At 41.3% G+C, this 17,761-nt stretch carries 15 protein-coding genes and 11 tRNA genes; 10 read left to right on the top strand and 16 right to left on the bottom strand.

The features are described 5' to 3' along the window. The first annotated feature begins 1 nt into the window (after position 1). Positions 2 to 679 carry a response regulator gene (locus tag GQR38_RS12070; RefSeq protein WP_165722930.1) on the top strand — a complete coding sequence of 226 codons (678 nt, stop codon included), beginning with the start codon at positions 2 to 4 and terminating at the stop codon, positions 677 to 679. Positions 680 to 827: 148 nt separating this feature from the next. Here GQR38_RS12070 and GQR38_RS12065 read toward each other — a convergent pair whose 3' ends face one another. Then, the gene (locus GQR38_RS12065; RefSeq protein WP_007586957.1) at positions 828 to 1,514 is read right to left on the bottom strand and encodes a DUF3334 family protein; all 687 of its coding nucleotides are present in this window, start codon (positions 1,512 to 1,514) and stop codon (positions 828 to 830) included. A gap of 116 nt (positions 1,515 to 1,630) precedes the next feature. Here GQR38_RS12065 and cmoA point away from each other — a divergent pair, with 116 nt between their 5' ends. From cmoA to GQR38_RS12040, 5 genes are all read left to right on the top strand, one after another. Continuing rightward, positions 1,631 to 2,356 carry a carboxy-S-adenosyl-L-methionine synthase CmoA gene (cmoA, locus tag GQR38_RS12060; protein WP_007378000.1) on the top strand — a complete coding sequence of 242 codons (726 nt, stop codon included), beginning with the start codon at positions 1,631 to 1,633 and terminating at the stop codon, positions 2,354 to 2,356. 12 nt (positions 2,357 to 2,368) lie between these two features. Then, positions 2,369 to 3,337 (top strand): tRNA 5-methoxyuridine(34)/uridine 5-oxyacetic acid(34) synthase CmoB, encoded by a 969-nt coding sequence (cmoB, locus tag GQR38_RS12055; protein ID WP_165722931.1) that lies wholly within the window; start codon positions 2,369 to 2,371, stop codon positions 3,335 to 3,337. Positions 3,338 to 3,527: 190 nt separating this feature from the next. Continuing rightward, on the top strand, positions 3,528 to 4,580 hold the full coding sequence (gene purM, locus GQR38_RS12050) for a phosphoribosylformylglycinamidine cyclo-ligase (protein ID WP_002959993.1): 1,053 nt from the start codon (positions 3,528 to 3,530) through the stop codon (positions 4,578 to 4,580). Then, on the top strand, positions 4,580 to 5,227 hold the full coding sequence (gene purN, locus GQR38_RS12045) for a phosphoribosylglycinamide formyltransferase (RefSeq protein WP_007586949.1): 648 nt from the start codon (positions 4,580 to 4,582) through the stop codon (positions 5,225 to 5,227). The genes purM and purN overlap by 1 nt, the downstream gene beginning before the upstream one ends. A gap of 16 nt (positions 5,228 to 5,243) precedes the next feature. Beyond that, entirely contained in the window at positions 5,244 to 5,978 is a 735-nt protein-coding gene (locus GQR38_RS12040; protein ID WP_007586948.1) for a DUF3108 domain-containing protein, read from the top strand. Between the two features lie 38 nt (positions 5,979 to 6,016). Here GQR38_RS12040 and GQR38_RS12035 read toward each other — a convergent pair whose 3' ends face one another. After that, on the bottom strand, positions 6,017 to 6,781 hold the full coding sequence (locus GQR38_RS12035) for a class II glutamine amidotransferase (RefSeq protein ID WP_024591316.1): 765 nt from the start codon (positions 6,779 to 6,781) through the stop codon (positions 6,017 to 6,019). A 324-nt stretch (positions 6,782 to 7,105) separates the two neighbouring features. Here GQR38_RS12035 and fadE point away from each other — a divergent pair, with 324 nt between their 5' ends. Then, positions 7,106 to 9,562, top strand: a complete 2,457-nt coding sequence (fadE, locus tag GQR38_RS12030; protein WP_007586946.1) for an acyl-CoA dehydrogenase FadE — start codon at positions 7,106 to 7,108, stop codon at positions 9,560 to 9,562. Positions 9,563 to 10,290: 728 nt separating this feature from the next. On the opposite strand, the gene GQR38_RS12025 is transcribed toward fadE, so the two are convergent. The 13 genes from GQR38_RS12025 to dnaQ all read right to left on the bottom strand — a co-directional run bounded on the left by GQR38_RS12025 (position 10,291) and on the right by dnaQ (position 13,690). After that, positions 10,291 to 10,367: transfer RNA gene (locus GQR38_RS12025), tRNA-Asp, on the bottom strand. 54 nt (positions 10,368 to 10,421) lie between these two features. Then, positions 10,422 to 10,498 (bottom strand) — tRNA-Asp (locus GQR38_RS12020). A 31-nt stretch (positions 10,499 to 10,529) separates the two neighbouring features. Further along, positions 10,530 to 10,606, bottom strand: a tRNA-Asp gene (locus GQR38_RS12015). A 37-nt stretch (positions 10,607 to 10,643) separates the two neighbouring features. Continuing rightward, positions 10,644 to 10,720, bottom strand: a tRNA-Asp gene (locus GQR38_RS12010). 38 nt (positions 10,721 to 10,758) lie between these two features. After that, a tRNA-Asp gene (locus GQR38_RS12005) sits at positions 10,759 to 10,835 on the bottom strand. Between the two features lie 31 nt (positions 10,836 to 10,866). Beyond that, positions 10,867 to 10,943: transfer RNA gene (locus GQR38_RS12000), tRNA-Asp, on the bottom strand. Between the two features lie 31 nt (positions 10,944 to 10,974). Then, positions 10,975 to 11,051: transfer RNA gene (locus GQR38_RS11995), tRNA-Asp, on the bottom strand. Positions 11,052 to 11,092: 41 nt separating this feature from the next. Continuing rightward, positions 11,093 to 11,169 (bottom strand) — tRNA-Asp (locus GQR38_RS11990). 31 nt (positions 11,170 to 11,200) lie between these two features. Continuing rightward, positions 11,201 to 11,277, bottom strand: a tRNA-Asp gene (locus GQR38_RS11985). Positions 11,278 to 11,318: 41 nt separating this feature from the next. Continuing rightward, positions 11,319 to 11,395, bottom strand: a tRNA-Asp gene (locus tag GQR38_RS11980). A 27-nt stretch (positions 11,396 to 11,422) separates the two neighbouring features. Beyond that, positions 11,423 to 11,499: transfer RNA gene (locus GQR38_RS11975), tRNA-Asp, on the bottom strand. 97 nt (positions 11,500 to 11,596) lie between these two features. Beyond that, positions 11,597 to 12,967, bottom strand: coding sequence for a TIGR03503 family protein (locus tag GQR38_RS11970; protein WP_024608203.1), 1,371 nt, complete (start codon positions 12,965 to 12,967; stop codon positions 11,597 to 11,599). A 9-nt stretch (positions 12,968 to 12,976) separates the two neighbouring features. Continuing rightward, positions 12,977 to 13,690 carry a DNA polymerase III subunit epsilon gene (gene dnaQ, locus GQR38_RS11965; protein WP_007586004.1) on the bottom strand — a complete coding sequence of 238 codons (714 nt, stop codon included), beginning with the start codon at positions 13,688 to 13,690 and terminating at the stop codon, positions 12,977 to 12,979. Positions 13,691 to 13,758: 68 nt separating this feature from the next. Here dnaQ and rnhA point away from each other — a divergent pair, with 68 nt between their 5' ends. After that, entirely contained in the window at positions 13,759 to 14,223 is a 465-nt protein-coding gene (gene rnhA, locus GQR38_RS11960) for a ribonuclease HI (protein ID WP_165723093.1), read from the top strand. A 165-nt stretch (positions 14,224 to 14,388) separates the two neighbouring features. Here the strand turns inward: rnhA and GQR38_RS11955 are convergent, their stop codons facing one another. After that, complete coding sequence (locus tag GQR38_RS11955; protein WP_101217180.1) at positions 14,389 to 15,174, bottom strand: class I SAM-dependent methyltransferase; 786 nt, start codon at positions 15,172 to 15,174, stop codon at positions 14,389 to 14,391. A gap of 53 nt (positions 15,175 to 15,227) precedes the next feature. Here GQR38_RS11955 and gloB point away from each other — a divergent pair, with 53 nt between their 5' ends. Next, on the top strand, positions 15,228 to 16,001 hold the full coding sequence (gene gloB / locus GQR38_RS11950) for a hydroxyacylglutathione hydrolase (protein WP_101217181.1): 774 nt from the start codon (positions 15,228 to 15,230) through the stop codon (positions 15,999 to 16,001). A gap of 155 nt (positions 16,002 to 16,156) precedes the next feature. Continuing rightward, positions 16,157 to 17,737 carry a LysM peptidoglycan-binding domain-containing protein gene (locus tag GQR38_RS11945; protein ID WP_007586008.1) on the top strand — a complete coding sequence of 527 codons (1,581 nt, stop codon included), beginning with the start codon at positions 16,157 to 16,159 and terminating at the stop codon, positions 17,735 to 17,737. Positions 17,738 to 17,761: the final 24 nt, after the last annotated feature.

The raw sequence follows: 17,761 nt of genomic DNA, 5'->3' as shown, positions 1-17,761 counted from the left end.
AATGGCATCACAAAAAATACTTATCGTTGAAGACGAAGAAAACATTGCAGAGGTACTTATTGCCTATGCTAAGCAACAAAATTACGAAACTGAGCACTTTAATAGCGGCAAAGGTGTAGTTAGTTTTGTAAAACAAAACGCTGTAGATTTAATACTTCTTGATTTAATGCTGCCAGATGTTGATGGCACAGAGCTATGTAAGCAAATTAGAGTCTTTTCAAGTGTGCCTATTATTATGCTTACCGCAAAAAGTGAAGAAATAGACCGCTTACTGGGTTTAGAGCTCGGCGCCGATGACTACATATGCAAACCTTTCAGCCCTAAAGAAGTTATAGCACGCATAAAAGCCGTACTAAGAAGAACCAGCCAGCCTAAAACAAATATCATCAATCATAATAATTTTCAATTGCACAAAGACGATTTCGAAGCACGCCTTAACGGAAAAAGCATTGGCTTTACCGCCGTCGAATTTAAAATCTTTTTACTATTTATAAGTCACGTAGGGCGTGTTTTTACCCGCGAAGATATTATTAATAACGTATACAGCGACACAACCGACATCTCCGATCGCAACATAGATACACACATTAAAAATATACGAAAAAAGATTAACGACATTCAAGCAGGACTAAACCCAATAGCTGCGGTTTATAGTGTGGGTTATAAGTTTAAAGAGTAGGTTTACTTATTCAAATAAAGCTAACATGACGAAAAAGCGCGATATAAATCGCGCTTTTATTTTAATCACTAACCCGAACACTCATAACTAAAGATTAATAGCTGAGCAGTCGTTGGGTTTCGCTTCGCTCTACCCAACCTACATATAATTAAAGTCCTAAGCCTGCCATAAAGTCGTCATCGGCATCGTCTTGCTCTACTGCGGTAGATGCTTTTTCTTTGTCCGCTTTTTTACGTGCTTCGTTTTCAATTATGTCATCAGGGTCTAGTGCTTCTGCAATATCAAAGTCGTGTAATTTAATAAACTCTGTTTTATCCATCGCTAATTCCAAGTAAAAGATATTTTGTTTACTTGTAGTGAATGTTACGCGGCGGGCTTGCGGGCGATCCATGGTGGTATCTACCGATATTTGCACTTGCTTGTTTATTGCCATCATTTTTGGCTGGTTTTGCGTAATTGAAGTATGTAGCTGCTCGCGCACTTTAGACGTAAAGTCGCCAACAATTTGATTCATCAACTCACCTAGTACGTTTGATACGTCGTCTGATAAATGGCTATGTGCTATTTCATCTTCTGGCATCCCCATGTTGCGCATGTAATCGCCATAAATTTCCATCGCCGCTTGCGAAGTAAAGTTGGTAATTACAAGCCCTGTAAAACCGCCGTCAAATAAAACAAAGCAGCCAATATCTGGTCGCATACATGTACGTGTTATTTTTTGCACCATGGCTGAGTAGCTAATACCATTACCGCTGGCTGATGTGAGTACGCCTGTCACTGAATGACAAAGGGTTGCTAATATATCGTCTGTGCTGATGACCTTACTTTTGCTCATTTAATCTTCTCTTTTATACTTATTATTCATAATTCTAGTCAAGCTACTGAATTTATCACTGACTATCCAGTATAAAATGTTAAAATAGCGCCATTATTTACAAAGAGACTGCCTTCGTGACCATAAAAGACAGTATTTATGCCTCTGAGCAACAAGTAAAAGATTTTAGCTTTGACCAAAATGTAGTCGAAGTTTTTCCAGATATGATTCAGCGCTCGGTACCGGGCTACGCAACGATTGTCAGTACAATGGGTAAACTTGCCGGTGAATACGCACAAAGTAACTCAAATCTTTATGATTTAGGCTGCTCACTTGGCGCAGTAACACTTAGCATGCGACGAAATATTCGCACCGATAACTGCCATATAATAGCGGTAGATAATTCTCAAGCTATGGTTGAGCGTTGTAAGGTACATTTACAAGGCTTTAAATCAGATGTGCCTGTTACTGTTACTTTGGGCGATATTAACGAGCTTGAGATTCAAAACGCCTCAGTAGTAGCAATGAACTTTACGTTGCAGTTTATTCCACATGCGCAGCGCCAAGCTGTGCTGGAAAAAATATACGCTAATTTAAAACCTGGCGGCGTATTACTGTTAAGCGAAAAAATTAAAGCTGAAAACGAGCAATGCGACAATTTATTGATTGATTTGCACCACGACTTTAAACGACACAATGGTTACTCTGAGCTTGAAATAAGCCAAAAGCGTACCGCCATCGAAAACGTTATGCGCCCAGATACACTAAGCGCTCACTTTACTCGCTTACAAGATATTGGTTTTAGCCAAACTCAAGTGTGGTATCAATGTTTTAATTTTTGCTCAATGGTAGCAATTAAATAAAGAGAGTCATCCATGTCTCAATGGTTTAACCAATTTTACGCATCTATCGCACAAAGCCCACTTAGTCACTGGCTAGAAACCCTTCCTGCACAATTAAAACATTGGCAAAACGAGGCTAGCCACGGTGATTTACCTAAATGGCAAAAAGTACTTAAAAACTTACCAGAGGTGGCAACTTCGCACGTTGATATTTCTACTAAGGTAGAAATTGGCGCCCCAGGGGAGATGAGTGATGGCGAGCAAAAGCAAGCCATGCATTTATTAAAACGCATGATGCCATGGCGCAAAGGCCCATTTAGTGTGCACGGTATTGAAATAGACACAGAGTGGCGCAGTGATTGGAAGTGGGACAGACTCCTGCCTCATATTGAGCCATTAAAAGGTCGCACTGTTTTAGATATTGGTTGTGGTTCAGGTTATCATTTATGGCGTATGCGCGGTGAAGGCGCAGAGTTTGTAGTGGGTATTGATCCGTCTGATTTATTTTTATGTCAGTTTCAAGCAATTAAACACTACAATCCAGACGAAAACGTGCATTTACTGCCACTAGGCGTTGAAGCATTACCTGAGCTTAAAGCGTTTGATACGGTTTTTTCGATGGGCGTACTTTATCATCGTCGCTCACCTATCGACTTTTTAGCGCAGTTAAAGGCGCAGCTTCGCCCCGGCGGCGAACTTGTACTTGAAACGCTAGTAATTGAAGGTGATGAAAACACAGTATTAGTCCCTACCGACCGCTACGCTAAAATGCGCAACGTTTGGTTTATTCCAAGTACTGCAGCATTAAAACTCTGGATGGAACGCGCTGGCTTTAAAGATGTGCAAATAAAAGATTGCGCTATTACCACGCTTGAAGAGCAACGCAAAACCGATTGGATGGAAAACGAATCGTTAATCGACTTTTTAGATCCAAACGATACAAGTAAAACAATTGAAGGCTACCCCGCTCCACTTCGAGCCATATTAACCGCAAAAGCATAGCTGTTAATTTAACGCCTTTAATACTAAAAAAACGCCTACGGGCGTTTTTTTGTTTATTTAAACAACAGACAGCGGACAAGTGTCCTTGTTAATTATTTCAAAATTACATTTGAGCTAGCCGCGACCTTGCAATTGTTGTAAAATACGCGCGTTTCTAAGCAACCCAAAACAACTATTTTGAGGAAAACCTGTGAGCGAACAAAAACAGTCTCTAAGCTATAAAGACGCGGGCGTAGATATCGACGCTGGTAATGCACTTGTTGAGCGTATTAAAGGCGTAGTTAAAAAAACTCGTCGTCCTGAAGTAATGGGCGGAATTGGTGGTTTTGGCGCACTTTGCGAAATTCCTGAAGGCTACAAGCAACCAGTATTAGTTGCAGGCACAGATGGCGTTGGTACTAAACTACGTTTAGCAATCGACTTAAAAAAACACGATACTGTTGGTATTGATTTAGTTGCAATGTGTGTAAACGACTTAATTGTTCAAGGTGCTGAACCCCTGTTTTTCCTAGATTACTATGCAACTGGTAAACTAGATGTAGACACAGCAGCTGACGTAGTTACAGGTATTGGCAAAGGTTGTGAAATTTCAGGTTGTGCCCTAATTGGTGGCGAAACAGCTGAAATGCCAGGTATGTATGATGGTGAAGACTACGACATGGCAGGCTTTTGTACAGGCGTTGTAGAAAAATCAAAAATTATTGATGGCACAAAAGTAGCAGCAGGCGATCAGCTTATTGCACTTGCTTCAAGCGGCCCTCATTCAAATGGCTTCTCTTTAATTCGTAAAGTACTTGAAGTGTCAAAAGCTGATACCAGCGCTGACTTTGAAGGTAAAACATTAGGCGAAACCTTACTTGAGCCTACTCGTATTTACGTAAAACCTTTACTTGAGTTATTCAAAAACGTTGACGTACATGCGCTTTCGCATATTACTGGCGGCGGTTTTTGGGAAAACATTCCACGTGTATTACCCGCTTCAGCAAAAGCTGTAGTTAAAGGTGATAGCTGGCAGTGGCCACCTATTTTTAACTGGCTACAAGAAAACGGCAATATTACTACACACGAAATGTACCGTACATTTAACTGTGGTGTAGGTATGGTTTTAGTAGTTCCTGCAGACAAACTTGAGCAAAGCTTAACAATGCTAAAAGACTTGGGCGAAAATGCATGGCACCTTGGTGAAATTCAAGATGCCGCAGCTGGCGAAGAACAAGTTGAAATTGTAGGTGGTGCTAAGTAATGGCACCGACTCGTCTGGTAGTTTTAATCTCAGGTAGTGGCTCTAATTTACAAGCCATCATCGATGCCTGCGAACGTGGCGAGATAAACGGACATATAGCGGCTGTTATTAGTAACAAAGCAGACGCTTATGGCCTAGAGCGTGCAAAAAAAGCAGGTATTGCTACAAAAGTGCTCAGTCATAAAGATTTTGACTCGCGCGAAGCGTACGATGCGCAATTAATGAACGTTATCGACTCTTTTATGCCAAATCTAGTTGTATTAGCTGGGTTTATGCGTATTCTTACTCCTGGCTTAGTGCAAAAATATGTTGGAAAAATGTTGAACATTCATCCATCTTTGTTGCCTAAGTATCAGGGGCTGAATACCCACCAAAGAGCAATTGATGCAAAAGACGATGTTCATGGCGTAAGTGTTCACTTTGTTACTGAAGAATTAGACGGCGGTCCCGTTATTCTTCAGGCGCAAATACCTGTACTCAAGGATGATACAGCAGAAACATTAGCAAAACGCGTGCATGAGCAAGAGCATATAATTTATCCTTTGGTGGTCAAGTGGTTCAGTGAACACAGACTTACTATGGAAGCAGATTATGCAGTTCTTGACAAAAAACAACTTCCTGCACACGGCGCGCACTACTCACAATAAAAAAATAAGTGCCCTGTTGTTATGTGCGGGCGCTTTACTTCCAACTAGCCTAATTGCAGGCGAATTGACCCAATATCAAGCTAACTACGATATTTTACGCAAAGGTAAAAATCATGGTGAGGCTGTTCGTGAGCTCAAAAAAATGGGCGACGATACTTATGAACTAACATACCACAGCAATATTGAGTGGATGATTTTCTCTGATTCTCGTGAAGAAACATCAAAGTTTACCTTTAAAGATGGCAAGGTTACCCCGCATCATTACAATATGATCCGCACCGGTACAGGCCCAGATAAAGATTATAAAATTGATTTTGATACAACAAACAAAGTAGTGACTAGCAGCGCTAGCGAATACCCACTTAAATGCGAATGGACTGATGAATTTCAGGATGCTATTTCATACCAAGTGCAAGTGCGCGAAGGATTGAAAAAAGGCGAAACGAGCTTTTCATTCCCGCTTATAGACAAAAAAGGTAACCGCCGCGACTACAACTTTGAAGTTGTTGAAAAAGAGATGATCTCCCTACCTATCGGTAATGTAGAAGCCATTAAAGTAAAACGTTTATACGATAACGATAAACGCCAAGCAATTGCATGGTTTGCGCCAGAAATGGATTACATGCTGGTACGTATGTGGAAAGGCGAAAAAGGTATGGAGCAGTTTGAAGTTCAAATGAATTCATTTACTGTTACTGCGCCTACAGCTGTTGCGCCTGCAACAGCACAACAACCTCAAGAAGCTAACTAAATTTAATTAAACTAAAGTTAATATTTAAAATAGGTGGGCTAAATTAGCTCACCCATTTTAAACAATGCAAATTCCCCCGGCTCCATTTTTTGCCAACGCTCATCATTCGTCAAAGGCCTTGTAGCTATAACTGTTACTACATCGTTTGGTGTAGTCTCTTGTTGAAAATCAACCACCATGTCGGCATCAATCAACGTTGCTTTACCAAATGGCGCACGGCGCGTTATGTAATGTAAGTTATTAGTGCAATACGCTAAAACAAACACCCCGTCGGTCAATAACATATTAAACACCCCTTTTTCACGAAGGGTATGCGAAAGCTTAGCGGCGTATCTAAAAACCGACGCCATATTACTTGGACGCTTTGGGTATTTTTCACGAATTTTATCAAGTAACCAACAAAAAGCGAGTTCGCTATCGGTGTTACCTACTGGGCGATAGTACTGCGGTTTTAAATCATGATAATTAGATAGCTGCCCGTTATGAGCGTAAGTAAGCTCGCGCCCCCATAACTCTCGCGTAAAAGGATGAGTATTTTCAAGGCATACTCTCCCGCGGTTACCTTGGCGAATATGGCTAATAACCGAGACACTTTTAATGGGGTATGCTTTGACGAGCTTTGCAATTTCAGATTGATAACTCGGCTCAGGATCTTTAAAGGTTCTACAGCCTTTACCTTCGTAAAATGTAATACCCCAACCATCTTTATGTGGTCCCGTGTTTCCGCCACGCTCTAAAAGGCCTGAAAAACTAAAACAAATATCGGTAGGCACATTGGCTGACATGCCAAGTAATTCACACATTAATAAAATAACCCTTAAAAACCATACATTAAAATAAATAGCGTTATATTTGTGTATTAAGCGTACACTAATTTGCAGCCCGCTATAACGGCTATACTTACTTAAAAAGTGTCATTTTGCTATTAGATTTATTTATTTTTACGTTAACACTACTTACGGTTAATGCTTTGACTATACGATAGTTATTGTGCGTTCCTCTGTCGGGTAATTAAATATCGTATTTAAGTTACTTTCTACTACAATTTAACATCGTTATGTACTTGAAAATTACTGTTACTAGCGCTACTCTAAGTGAGGTGGTCTGACCTCTATTAAGGAATAAAAATGACACTCATATTTACACTGGTTCTAATCGCGTTGCTTTGCACTGCGGTTTACCACAGAGCAAGTTGGAACACAGCACTTGGTGTTTCGGCTATAACTTTATTAATTGGTACCTTTGCAGGTGCTTTTGGTTTAATTAGCTGGTTGATCTTTTTGATCATCGCGGTTCCTCTTTCTGTTACTGGCCTTCGTCAGCAATATATCATCAAGCCTATTTTTGCTACGTTTAAAAAAGTAACGCCAAGCATGTCTGATACTGAAAAATCAGCTATTGATGCCGGTACGACGTGGTGGGAAGCTGACTTATTTTGCGGTAACCCAGATTGGAAAAAACTTCACCAATACCCAGTTCCTAAACTTACTATTGAAGAGCAAGCCTTTGTTGATGGCCCTGTTGAAGTAGTATGTAGCATGTTGGACGATTGGGAAGCAACGCACGAGTTAACCGACCTTCCTCAAGATGTATGGCAATATCTAAAAGATAATAAATTCTTTGCCATGATCATCAAAAAAGAATACGGCGGTTTAGAGTTTTCTGCATTTGCACAGTCTTGTGTACTTCAAAAACTAACAAGTAAATCAACATTACTTTCGTCAATTGTTGGTGTACCGAACTCTTTAGGCCCAGGTGAATTATTACAACACTATGGTACAAAAGAGCAAAAAGATCATTACTTACCGCGCCTAGCGAGCGGTCAAGAAATTCCATGTTTTGCGTTAACTTCGCCAGAAGCGGGTTCTGATGCAAGCTCAATTCCAGACTACGGTGTGGTATGTAAAGGGCAATGGAATGGTGAAGAGGTTGTGGGTGTTAGTTTAACGTGGAATAAGCGTTACATTACACTTGCCCCAGTGGCTACCGTGCTTGGACTTGCGTTTAAATTACAAGATCCAGACGGCCTAATTGGCGACAATAAAGAGCCAGGCATCACCTGTGCACTTATTCCAACGGATACTCCTGGAGTTGAAATTGGTCGTCGACATTTCCCGCTTAACGTACCATTTCAAAATGGTCCTACTCGCGGTAAAGACATTTTCGTACCACTTGATTATATTATTGGTGGTCCAGATATGGCTGGTCAAGGCTGGCGCATGTTGGTTGAATGTTTATCGGTTGGTCGTGCAATTACATTGCCGTCAAACTCTGCCGGTGGCATTAAAATGATTGCTATTGCGACAGGTGCTTATAGCCGCATTCGTCGTCAGTTCCGTTTACCTATAGGTAAAATGGAAGGTGTTGAAGAGTCACTAGCTAAATTAGCTGGTTACGCTTACAGCTCTGATGCTGCGGTTAGTATGTCTACGGGTGCTGTTGATTTAGGCGAAAAGCCATCTGTTGTTTCTGCCATTATTAAATACCACCTGACAGAGCAAATGCGTGATGCAACTATTCATGCAATGGATGTGCTTGGCGGTAAGGGCATCATGCTTGGGCCAAATAACTATTTAGGTCGTGGCTATCAAGGTGCACCTATTGCCATTACCGTTGAAGGTGCAAACATCTTGACCCGTAATATGATTATTTATGGTCAAGGTGCTATTCGCTGTCATCCATTTGTACTTACCGAGCTAGGTGCGTGCGAAATTGAAGACCGTGAAGAAGCGCTTAACGTATTTGATAAAGCGCTAATGGGTCACATTGGTTTTACTATGTCGAACCTTGTACGTACTAAGTGGCTTGCTCTTACCGGCGCTCGTTTTACAAGTGTGCCGTACAACGACGAAACCGCTGAGTTTTACCGTATAGCGTCACGCTTTAGTGCATCACTTGCTCTTATGTCAGACATTAGCATGGCAGTATTTGGTGGTTCACTAAAACGTAAAGAACGTATTTCAGCACGTTTAGGTGACTTACTTAGTTACTTATATTTAGTGTCTGCAACGCTTAAGCGTTACAACGACGAAGGCCGTAAAAAAGAAGATTTTGCTCTAGTAAAATGGAGTTGCCAAGATCACCTTTACCATTGCCAACGTGCACTTGCTGATTTAATTAATAACATGCCTTCGGCTCCACTACGTGCCGTGTTAAAAGTATTGTTATTCCCGTTTGGTCGCCCGGTTCGTAAACCAACTGACCAACTTGAGCATAAACTTGCGCAACTACTACAAGTACCTAGTGAAACGCGTAACCGTTTAGCAAGCTATGTATACTTAACAAATGAGCCGCTTAACCTTGTAGGTCGTCAAGAGCAAACGCTTAAAGACGTACTTGCTGTTGAGCCATTATTTGACCGTGTATGCAAAGAAAAAGGCCTTAAACTGCCATTCTTCCAGCTTGATAAAGTAGCGCAAATGGGGCTTGAAGCAGGCATATTAAGCCAAGCAGAGGCTGATAAACTAGCTGCTGTTGAGCAATCTCGTTTAGATGTTATTAACGTTGATGACTTTGACCCTGCTGACTTACTTGCAGGCAAAGCCGCGCGTAATAGCGTTAAAAAAGAAGCTGATGCTGCTTAACTAAGCTAAGCATTTACAGACCAAAAGCCAGCATATAACGTGCTGGCTTTTTTGTGCACAATAAAAAGTTTTAACAACGTGATGGAGTAGTTTAATTCGTTAGATTGTTTAAATAATTATACAGCTTGGTATAACAGGCAGCTCTGACATCTAACCAACCCTAAAAGCTCTGTATTGATTAAATACCCTTAATTCATCTCTATACTCCTGTAAAAACTTAAACCCTCTCAAGAGCTCTACAAGTACAACACTATAAAGTTAATGACTATACCAATTAGCAATAATACTTAGAGCCTGCCTAGCAGTGTTAAAAGTCTCTGATATACGACTGCATGGATGCAGGAGGTAGAGCAATGCAGGATCATTTGCCGAAAACAACTAAATAACGAATTATTCCTTATTATCGACATGCTTTTCTTACATCAAAATAGATTACTTAATTAAGCGAATTGGGGTTAAACCTGGCGTTAAGTTAACTGCGGTAAAAGTTTCAAAGTTACGAAAGAAGGGATACAGCGCAATGCACAAGCACTTAACCAGAGCATCGGCAGATTGATATAGGTATTGATACGGATAATAAGGAATATTATCAGGTTCGTGCAAGGAATGTGTTTGATAGCTGATAGCTGATAGCTGATAGCTGATAGCTGATAGCTGATAGCCAAAGAATGTTTTACTAAATTATTTAATCAAGAATTTTATAAACTTGTTATTGAGGAAATAACAAGTGGCGGAGTGGACGGGACTCGAACCCGCGACCCCCGGCGTGACAGGCCGGTATTCTAACCAACTGAACTACCACTCCGCAGTGGTATGTGCATGGGGTAATGCACTTACTAATTTTAATCATGATATCAATTGGCGGAGTGGACGGGACTCGAACCCGCGACCCCCGGCGTGACAGGCCGGTATTCTAACCAACTGAACTACCACTCCAGCGCATATTTAAACTGTTATTTTTTTTAATTGGCGGAGTGGACGGGACTCGAACCCGCGACCCCCGGCGTGACAGGCCGGTATTCTAACCAACTGAACTACCACTCCGCAGAGATATCATTATACTTGTTATTACTTAATTTGTTGGCGGAGTGGACGGGACTCGAACCCGCGACCCCCGGCGTGACAGGCCGGTATTCTAACCAACTGAACTACCACTCCAGCATACAAATTTTGTAATATAACATTGTTTAAATAGTTGGCGGAGTGGACGGGACTCGAACCCGCGACCCCCGGCGTGACAGGCCGGTATTCTAACCAACTGAACTACCACTCCAGCGCATATTTAAACTGTTATTTTTTCCTATTGGCGGAGTGGACGGGACTCGAACCCGCGACCCCCGGCGTGACAGGCCGGTATTCTAACCAACTGAACTACCACTCCAGCGCATATTTAAACTGTTATTTTTTCTTATTGGCGGAGTGGACGGGACTCGAACCCGCGACCCCCGGCGTGACAGGCCGGTATTCTAACCAACTGAACTACCACTCCATAATAAGAATATGTTTTACAACCATACGTTGTGTAAGTATTGGCGGAGTGGACGGGACTCGAACCCGCGACCCCCGGCGTGACAGGCCGGTATTCTAACCAACTGAACTACCACTCCAGCGCATATTTAAACTGTTATTTTTTCTTATTGGCGGAGTGGACGGGACTCGAACCCGCGACCCCCGGCGTGACAGGCCGGTATTCTAACCAACTGAACTACCACTCCATAATAAGAATATGTTTTACAACCATACGTTGTGTAAGTGTTGGCGGAGTGGACGGGACTCGAACCCGCGACCCCCGGCGTGACAGGCCGGTATTCTAACCAACTGAACTACCACTCCAGCTTTTACTTACAAGTTTTACGATATTGGCGGAGTGGACGGGACTCGAACCCGCGACCCCCGGCGTGACAGGCCGGTATTCTAACCAACTGAACTACCACTCCATATTTCCGTTGCTGTTTAGGTCTCCCTGACAGCGGCGTGAATAATACGAACCAACCCCTATTTCGTCAAGGGCTTTTTTGTTTTTTTATAGGTTTTTTAGTCATCTGTCATCGAAAGGTTTAAAATTTCACCTGATCTGTCATTTTTTGAGCCATTTTTACCGACTTGATTTTTTTCTGTGTCGGCAACATCACCTTCACTTGTTTTCTTTTTCTTTAAAAAAGGCAGCTTCACTTTAAATTTAATCGGTTTTTTCTGAACAAATATACGAATTAACAACCAACCGAGTAATAAAATGAGCGTATTGCAGCCTACAATTAAACTAATAATTGTAGATGTGGCCATTTTTTCTTCAACAGGCTCACTCTCAATCATTTTATCTGGCGTAATAATCGTTGCAGGATCAATTTCGGGCACCGCTTCTATGGGTCGTTCTATCTCAAATTTATATGTTGGCAGCGTTGCCATAAATTCACGGCCATTAATATTAGTGCCAAAAACAGACAGTTCAACACTATATCTACCCCAATCATAATTTTTAACACTAAGTTGTCGTGAGTCTTTAGCAGCAGCATCTATGGTAAACATTTGCTCTTCGTTATTGGGATAGTAGATTTTTCCCTGGATGATGACTGTTTCTGGCTTAACAATACTTGGGTCTATATTTATAGTTAACAGATGCTCGTCTGTGTCTTGCTCTGCTAACGCGACTTCGGTTACAAAAGGCGGTTCGTGCACTTCTATTGTATTTTGCACAATGCGACGCTGCAGCAAAGGTGTCGCAACGTAAAGCTCTGGTGTCCATTCACCCGCAGGGAAATCTAAAGTAAACTCGCCGGTAAATACACCATCTTTAGGGCGCTCATCAAATCCACGTCCATCGTCTTTAAATTCAGCTACTTCTTGAATGCCTGCGCCAAAGTTAGCAAAGTTTTCATTGTTGGTACTTACAAAGTCAACATTAAGGCTAACAACATCTCTAAATAGGTTTGTGTTAATTGGCTCACCGTCATTTAGTATTTTTCCGGTGATTTTTATTGTCTCCCCCCTAAACAACATTGAAGGAAGAGGCTCTGCTTCAAGAGATATCTCGCCTAATACAACTATTCTGCTGTCGGGTAAAATACTGCCTATTACTTGCCAAGGACCTGCCATAGGTTTTTTTATGGTGACTAAATCGTAGCTGAGTTCGTCAAACCAATCTAAGTTAGGGTTTTTAACTGAGTCAGTAGCAAAGTACTTACTGCCATCGGGCCTCACTAAAATAACAGCAGGTGCACCTGATTTTCTAAAAAAAAGCAGTGTTATTTCATCTATTTTGCTATCTATGCGAAAACGATTATCAAGTAAAGGGATCTCATTTTGATGCCCATCGCGCTTGAGCACTTCTACTTGTTTTACGCCATATGCGTTGCCAGTAAATAAACTAGCTGCACATAACGCTGTTACAAAATACATCGTTTTCATTAAATCGCCTTATTCAGCGCGCCATATACATTGGCCGCCTTCTTTGTTTACAAGATCTAATCGTGCTTCGTGTGCGCTTTGCTCAGCGTCGCTTGCTCGTAATACAACTAATGGGGCTCTATCACTATTTAAACGCTTTATACCGCCCTTCTGTTGCTCGCTGCCATCATCTTTATTTTGATTCAAATTTAGCTTTGTTTGACCACCCGTCATGGCAAGGTACACATCGGCTAAAATCTCAGAATCCAGTAGCGCGCCGTGAAGCGTTCGTTTACCGTTATCTACATCGTAACGACGACATAATGCATCAAGGTTGTTCTTTTGACCTGGATGCAAGTCACGCGCCATTTTAAGCGTGTCGAGAACTTGACAAAAAGTATCTGTTTTAGGATAACCCTGATTAAGCAGCGCAAATTCGTTATCCATATGACCAACATCGAACGGGGCGTTATGAATAACTAACTCTGCCCCTTCAATATAGTCGAAAAACTCTTGGGCAATTTGATGAAACAACGGTTTATCACGTAAAAATTCGTTAGTGATACCGTGAACGTCGATTGCTTCTTCTTCGCTTGGGCGTTGTGGGTTTATATAAACGTGAAAGTTATTGCCTGTTAAACGGCGATTTACTAACTCCACACACCCAATTTCTATAATACGGTGCCCTTGTTTAGGGTCGATGCCGGTGGTTTCTGTATCTAAAACTATTTGTCTACGTGCCATATCGAATTTAGCCTGATTCTGGTATCTTTCTATAATCACTTTATTGTACATAAGATCAAGGTAAAACAGTGCAAAAAACCGTAGAGATTTACACCGATGGCTCATGTTTAGGTAATCCAGGCCCCGGCGGTTATGGTATTTTTATGATTTATAACGGCCACGAAAAAGAAATGAGCCAAGGTTATAAACTCACAACGAATAACCGAATGGAAATGCTCGCGGCTATTGTAGCCCTAGAATCACTCACTCGAGAATGCGAAGTAAATCTAACAACCGATAGCCAATATGTTAAGCAAGGTATTGAATCGTGGATCACTAACTGGAAAAAACGTGGCTGGTTAACATCAGCTAAAAAGCCGGTTAAAAACGTCGATTTATGGAAACGCCTAGATAAAGTCTGTAGCGAGCACAATGTAACCTGGAAATGGGTTAAAGGGCATAGCGGCCATAAGTACAACGAAATAGTTGACGATTTAGCGCGCGATGCCGCTGGCAGTAAAGATTTACTAGAAGATGTAGGCTACCAGCCTTAATTTATTCTAAGCTAGTTGCTGTTATACCAATTTTATTAAAAACATGTTCATTCTATCGCATTAAATAACTCACTAACTGCGTTAAAAATTATTCATATAGAACAACTATATGTCACAATTTTCGCCTTGTTAATGTGCTATTTTCTTAGCGCTATAGTAGATCACTTATTTAATGCAATTGGTATTATTTTCTTGCTCGCACGATTTAAAGTGTTGCTTTGACGTTTGTCTAAGCCCTGCCCCTTTTACTGGCGCAAACTGCGGCCTTGCATGCCACTTAGGTTTTATTGGCGTAAGTGGCGCAACTCTTTTTCGTGCCACCAGCATATAAACACTGCCCATCGGTTTTAAATACTGTTTTGCAAAAGTCCGCCAAAACTCAAACCTTGATAGCCTATTACCTCTTGCCAGTGATGAATAAATAAAACGTTCGTCACTTACAATTTCAAAACCAAGTAAGTTTAGCCAATCTTTAACCCTCGCAGGTGTAAAAAAGCGCCCCGTCCATGGTAATTTCTGACCACTAAAAGGCAGCATTTGTGCAAGTCCGCACAAACTAAACGGGTTAAATCCCGTAATTACTATATAGCCGCCCGGAATAAGTGTGCGATGTGCTTCTCGTAAAATGTGATGTGGGTCTGAATGATACTCTAAGCAGTGACTTAATATGCATGCATCAATACTGTGCTCGTAAAATGGCAGTTCATCTATGTCAGCAACTACCCCAGTGTAAGGCCCAGGCTCTGCAACACACACTTGGTGTTTAATCGTACTTATACTTGTATTTAATTCGCCACTTAAATTACCTAGCTTAAGCATATGATAGCCAAACATACGCGGCAGCCATTGCTCCATTTTGCGTTCAATATCTTTGCGCAAATAATCCCCATGAGGAAACTGTTGCCACGACAGTGGTTTGGGTCCTTCTTGAAAACTAAGGGCTGGTTTCATTTTTTGAGCTCGTTATACTATGCGGTAAGTGTCACTTTATAGAGCAATTTACCATGGTGCAAGTCAAAGCAATTAAAGCCTTTTCTGATAATTACATTTGGTGTTTAACTACCGATAACAGTAACCAAGCATGGGTAGTCGATCCAGGCCAAGCACAGAGCGTATTAGCGTATCTAGCTGAGCACAAACTAACGCTTGGTGGTATTTTAATTACGCATCATCACTACGACCACACTGATGGCGTAGCTGCATTAGTTGACGCCTATCCAGATATATCGGTTTATGGCCCCGCAAATAGTCCATTTAAAGGCGTCACTCACGCACTCACTGATGGTCAAAGCATCAGTGTGCTTAATATTAACTTTAATATTTTGGCAACTCCTGGGCACACGCTTGATCATATTTGCTATACAAATGATGAACTTGCTTTTACAGGCGATACATTGTTTAGCGGTGGATGTGGGCGCTTATTTGAAGGCACGCCAAAGCAAATGTGGGAATCGTTTAATAAACTAAGAGAGCTGCCTGCAAGCTGCAGTGTGTATTGCACGCACGAATACACGCAAGCTAATCTTGCCTTTGCCAAAGCGGTTGAACCACGTAACCCAGAACTCCTTGCGTACAGTAAAAAAGTAGATGAATTACGCAGTAATAACCAAATCTCCCTACCCACTTCTATTGGACAGGAGCTAAAAATAAATCCATTTATGCGTAGCGATTTGCCAACCATTACAGAGTTAGTGCCAGAAAAATTCATCTCGGTTACAAAAAACAATGAACCTTGGGGAAACTTTGCTAGTCTGAGACAGTTCAAAGACAATTTTTAATGCACAAACTAATACTTTAATATTTATTTTATTAGAATCATTAACTTAAGATATAGTGATGATTCTATTTCTGCGTTTTAAAAAGTCATTAAGTGGCAATGTTAACTCATAACAGGTAGTATTCGCCGAGTTTTTTACCCGATGTATTGGTATTTATGAATAAATCTCCCCTATTAGTAGCCTTGGCGTTAGCGCTAAGTGGTTGTCAAACTGTGACAACTCTAGACTCAGACTCTCAAGTCGCCACGCAAGCAAACCAACAACTCGAAGGCGCAAGTCCTAACGACATTAACAATGCATTGATGGTAAACGCACAATATCAGCAAGTTGACCCTGATGAGCAAGAAGCTCCCGTGTTTGATGATGTATGGGAGCGAATTCGCTACCAACTTTCTATCGAAATACCGCAAAACCGCCCTGTTGTTACTGAACGTAATTATTACGCTCGCCACCAAGCCTATTTAGATCGTATTTCTAAACGTGCAGAACCTTACTTACACTTTATAGTTGAAGAAGTAGAAAAGCGCGAAATGCCAATCGAAATTGCACTACTGCCTATTGTAGAAAGTGCATTTGACCCGTTTGGTTATTCTAATCGCAGCGCATCGGGCATTTGGCAGTTTATGCCTGCAACCGGTGAGCGATTCGATTTAAAACAAAACTGGTGGTACGACGGTCGTCGCGACATAGTGCAGTCGACTCGCGCAGCACTTGACTACTTATCGTATTTACATAAAACACTTGAAGGCGATTGGCTAAATGCAATTGCTGCTTACAACTCAGGTGAAGGGCGTTTAATGCGCGCGATTAAAAAGAATCGTAAAAAGCATTTACCTACCGATTTTTGGTCTCTTGATTTACCAAGCGAAACAACTGCCTACGTACCAAAGTTATTAGCACTTGCCGATTTATTAAAACGCTCAGATGATTTTAACGTTACATGGCAACCAGTAATTAATGCACAAGTGGTTGAAGTGGTTGATGTTGGATCGCAAATAGATTTAGCGCTTGCTGCTGATATGGCTGATATGACGCTTACTGAGTTATACAGATTAAACCCTGGTTTTAACCGCTGGGCAACTGATCCTAATGGCCCTCATTCTTTATTATTGCCTGTTGATAAAGCAGAGGAATTTAGCCAAAAACTAGCAAACACTGATGTTAAAAACAGATTACGCTGGCAGCGTTATATTGTGGCTCGAGGCGACAGCTTATCGGTAATTGCCAAAAAGTTTACAACAAGCTCAAGTGCAATCCGATCGCTTAATAAACTCAAATCAAATACGATTAAAGTAGGCCAAGAGTTATTAGTCCCGCTTACTGATGGCGCTATAAATAGCGAGCATTTACCAAAGCAGATGCGTTTAGCTGCTAATAAAGCAACTCGCACAAAGCTTTCGCACACAGTTAAAAGTGGCGATACATTATGGGACATTAGCCGCGAATATGACGTAACTATGGATGAGCTGGCTAAATGGAATAAGCTAAAGAAAAACTCTGTACTGCGCCTAAATCAAAAACTAACTGTGTATAAGTCAGCTAATAAACCACAAGCAACGGCAAGTACCAACCGTACTATTACATACAAAGTACGCCGTGGTGACTCACTTGCACGTATTGCGTCTAAGTTTAATCTAAGCGTTAACGAAATTATTAAGTGGAATAATTTAGCAGGTCAAAAATACTTACAACCTGGCCAAAAGCTAAAACTTAAAGTAGATGTTAGAAGTAGTTAATTTATAAAGCTATAAAAGCAAAAA

This window comes from Pseudoalteromonas sp. c7(2019), assembly GCF_011378625.1.
Classification (GTDB): domain Bacteria; phylum Pseudomonadota; class Gammaproteobacteria; order Enterobacterales; family Alteromonadaceae; genus Pseudoalteromonas; species Pseudoalteromonas arctica.
The sequence above is the reverse complement of the archived record's forward strand: the minus strand, read 5'-3'. Positions and strand labels throughout refer to the sequence as shown.

Bases quoted from the DNA above. Each gene is read 5' to 3' on its own strand.
- GQR38_RS12065 (WP_007586957.1), bottom strand. From the start codon at position 1,514: ATGAGCAAAAGTAAGGTCATCAGCACAGACGATATATTAGCAACCCTT.
- dnaQ (WP_007586004.1), bottom strand. From the start codon at position 13,690: ATGGCACGTAGACAAATAGTTTTAGATACAGAAACCACCGGCATCGAC.
- GQR38_RS11955 (WP_101217180.1), bottom strand. From the start codon at position 15,174: ATGAAACCAGCCCTTAGTTTTCAAGAAGGACCCAAACCACTGTCGTGG.
- fadE (WP_007586946.1), top strand. From the start codon at position 7,106: ATGACACTCATATTTACACTGGTTCTAATCGCGTTGCTTTGCACTGCG.
- gloB (WP_101217181.1), top strand. From the start codon at position 15,228: ATGGTGCAAGTCAAAGCAATTAAAGCCTTTTCTGATAATTACATTTGG.
- cmoB (WP_165722931.1), top strand. From the start codon at position 2,369: ATGTCTCAATGGTTTAACCAATTTTACGCATCTATCGCACAAAGCCCA.
- purN (WP_007586949.1), top strand. From the start codon at position 4,580: ATGGCACCGACTCGTCTGGTAGTTTTAATCTCAGGTAGTGGCTCTAAT.
- GQR38_RS11970 (WP_024608203.1), bottom strand. From the start codon at position 12,967: ATGAAAACGATGTATTTTGTAACAGCGTTATGTGCAGCTAGTTTATTT.
- GQR38_RS12070 (WP_165722930.1), top strand. From the start codon at position 2: ATGGCATCACAAAAAATACTTATCGTTGAAGACGAAGAAAACATTGCA.
- GQR38_RS12035 (WP_024591316.1), bottom strand. From the start codon at position 6,781: ATGTGTGAATTACTTGGCATGTCAGCCAATGTGCCTACCGATATTTGT.
- GQR38_RS11945 (WP_007586008.1), top strand. From the start codon at position 16,157: ATGAATAAATCTCCCCTATTAGTAGCCTTGGCGTTAGCGCTAAGTGGT.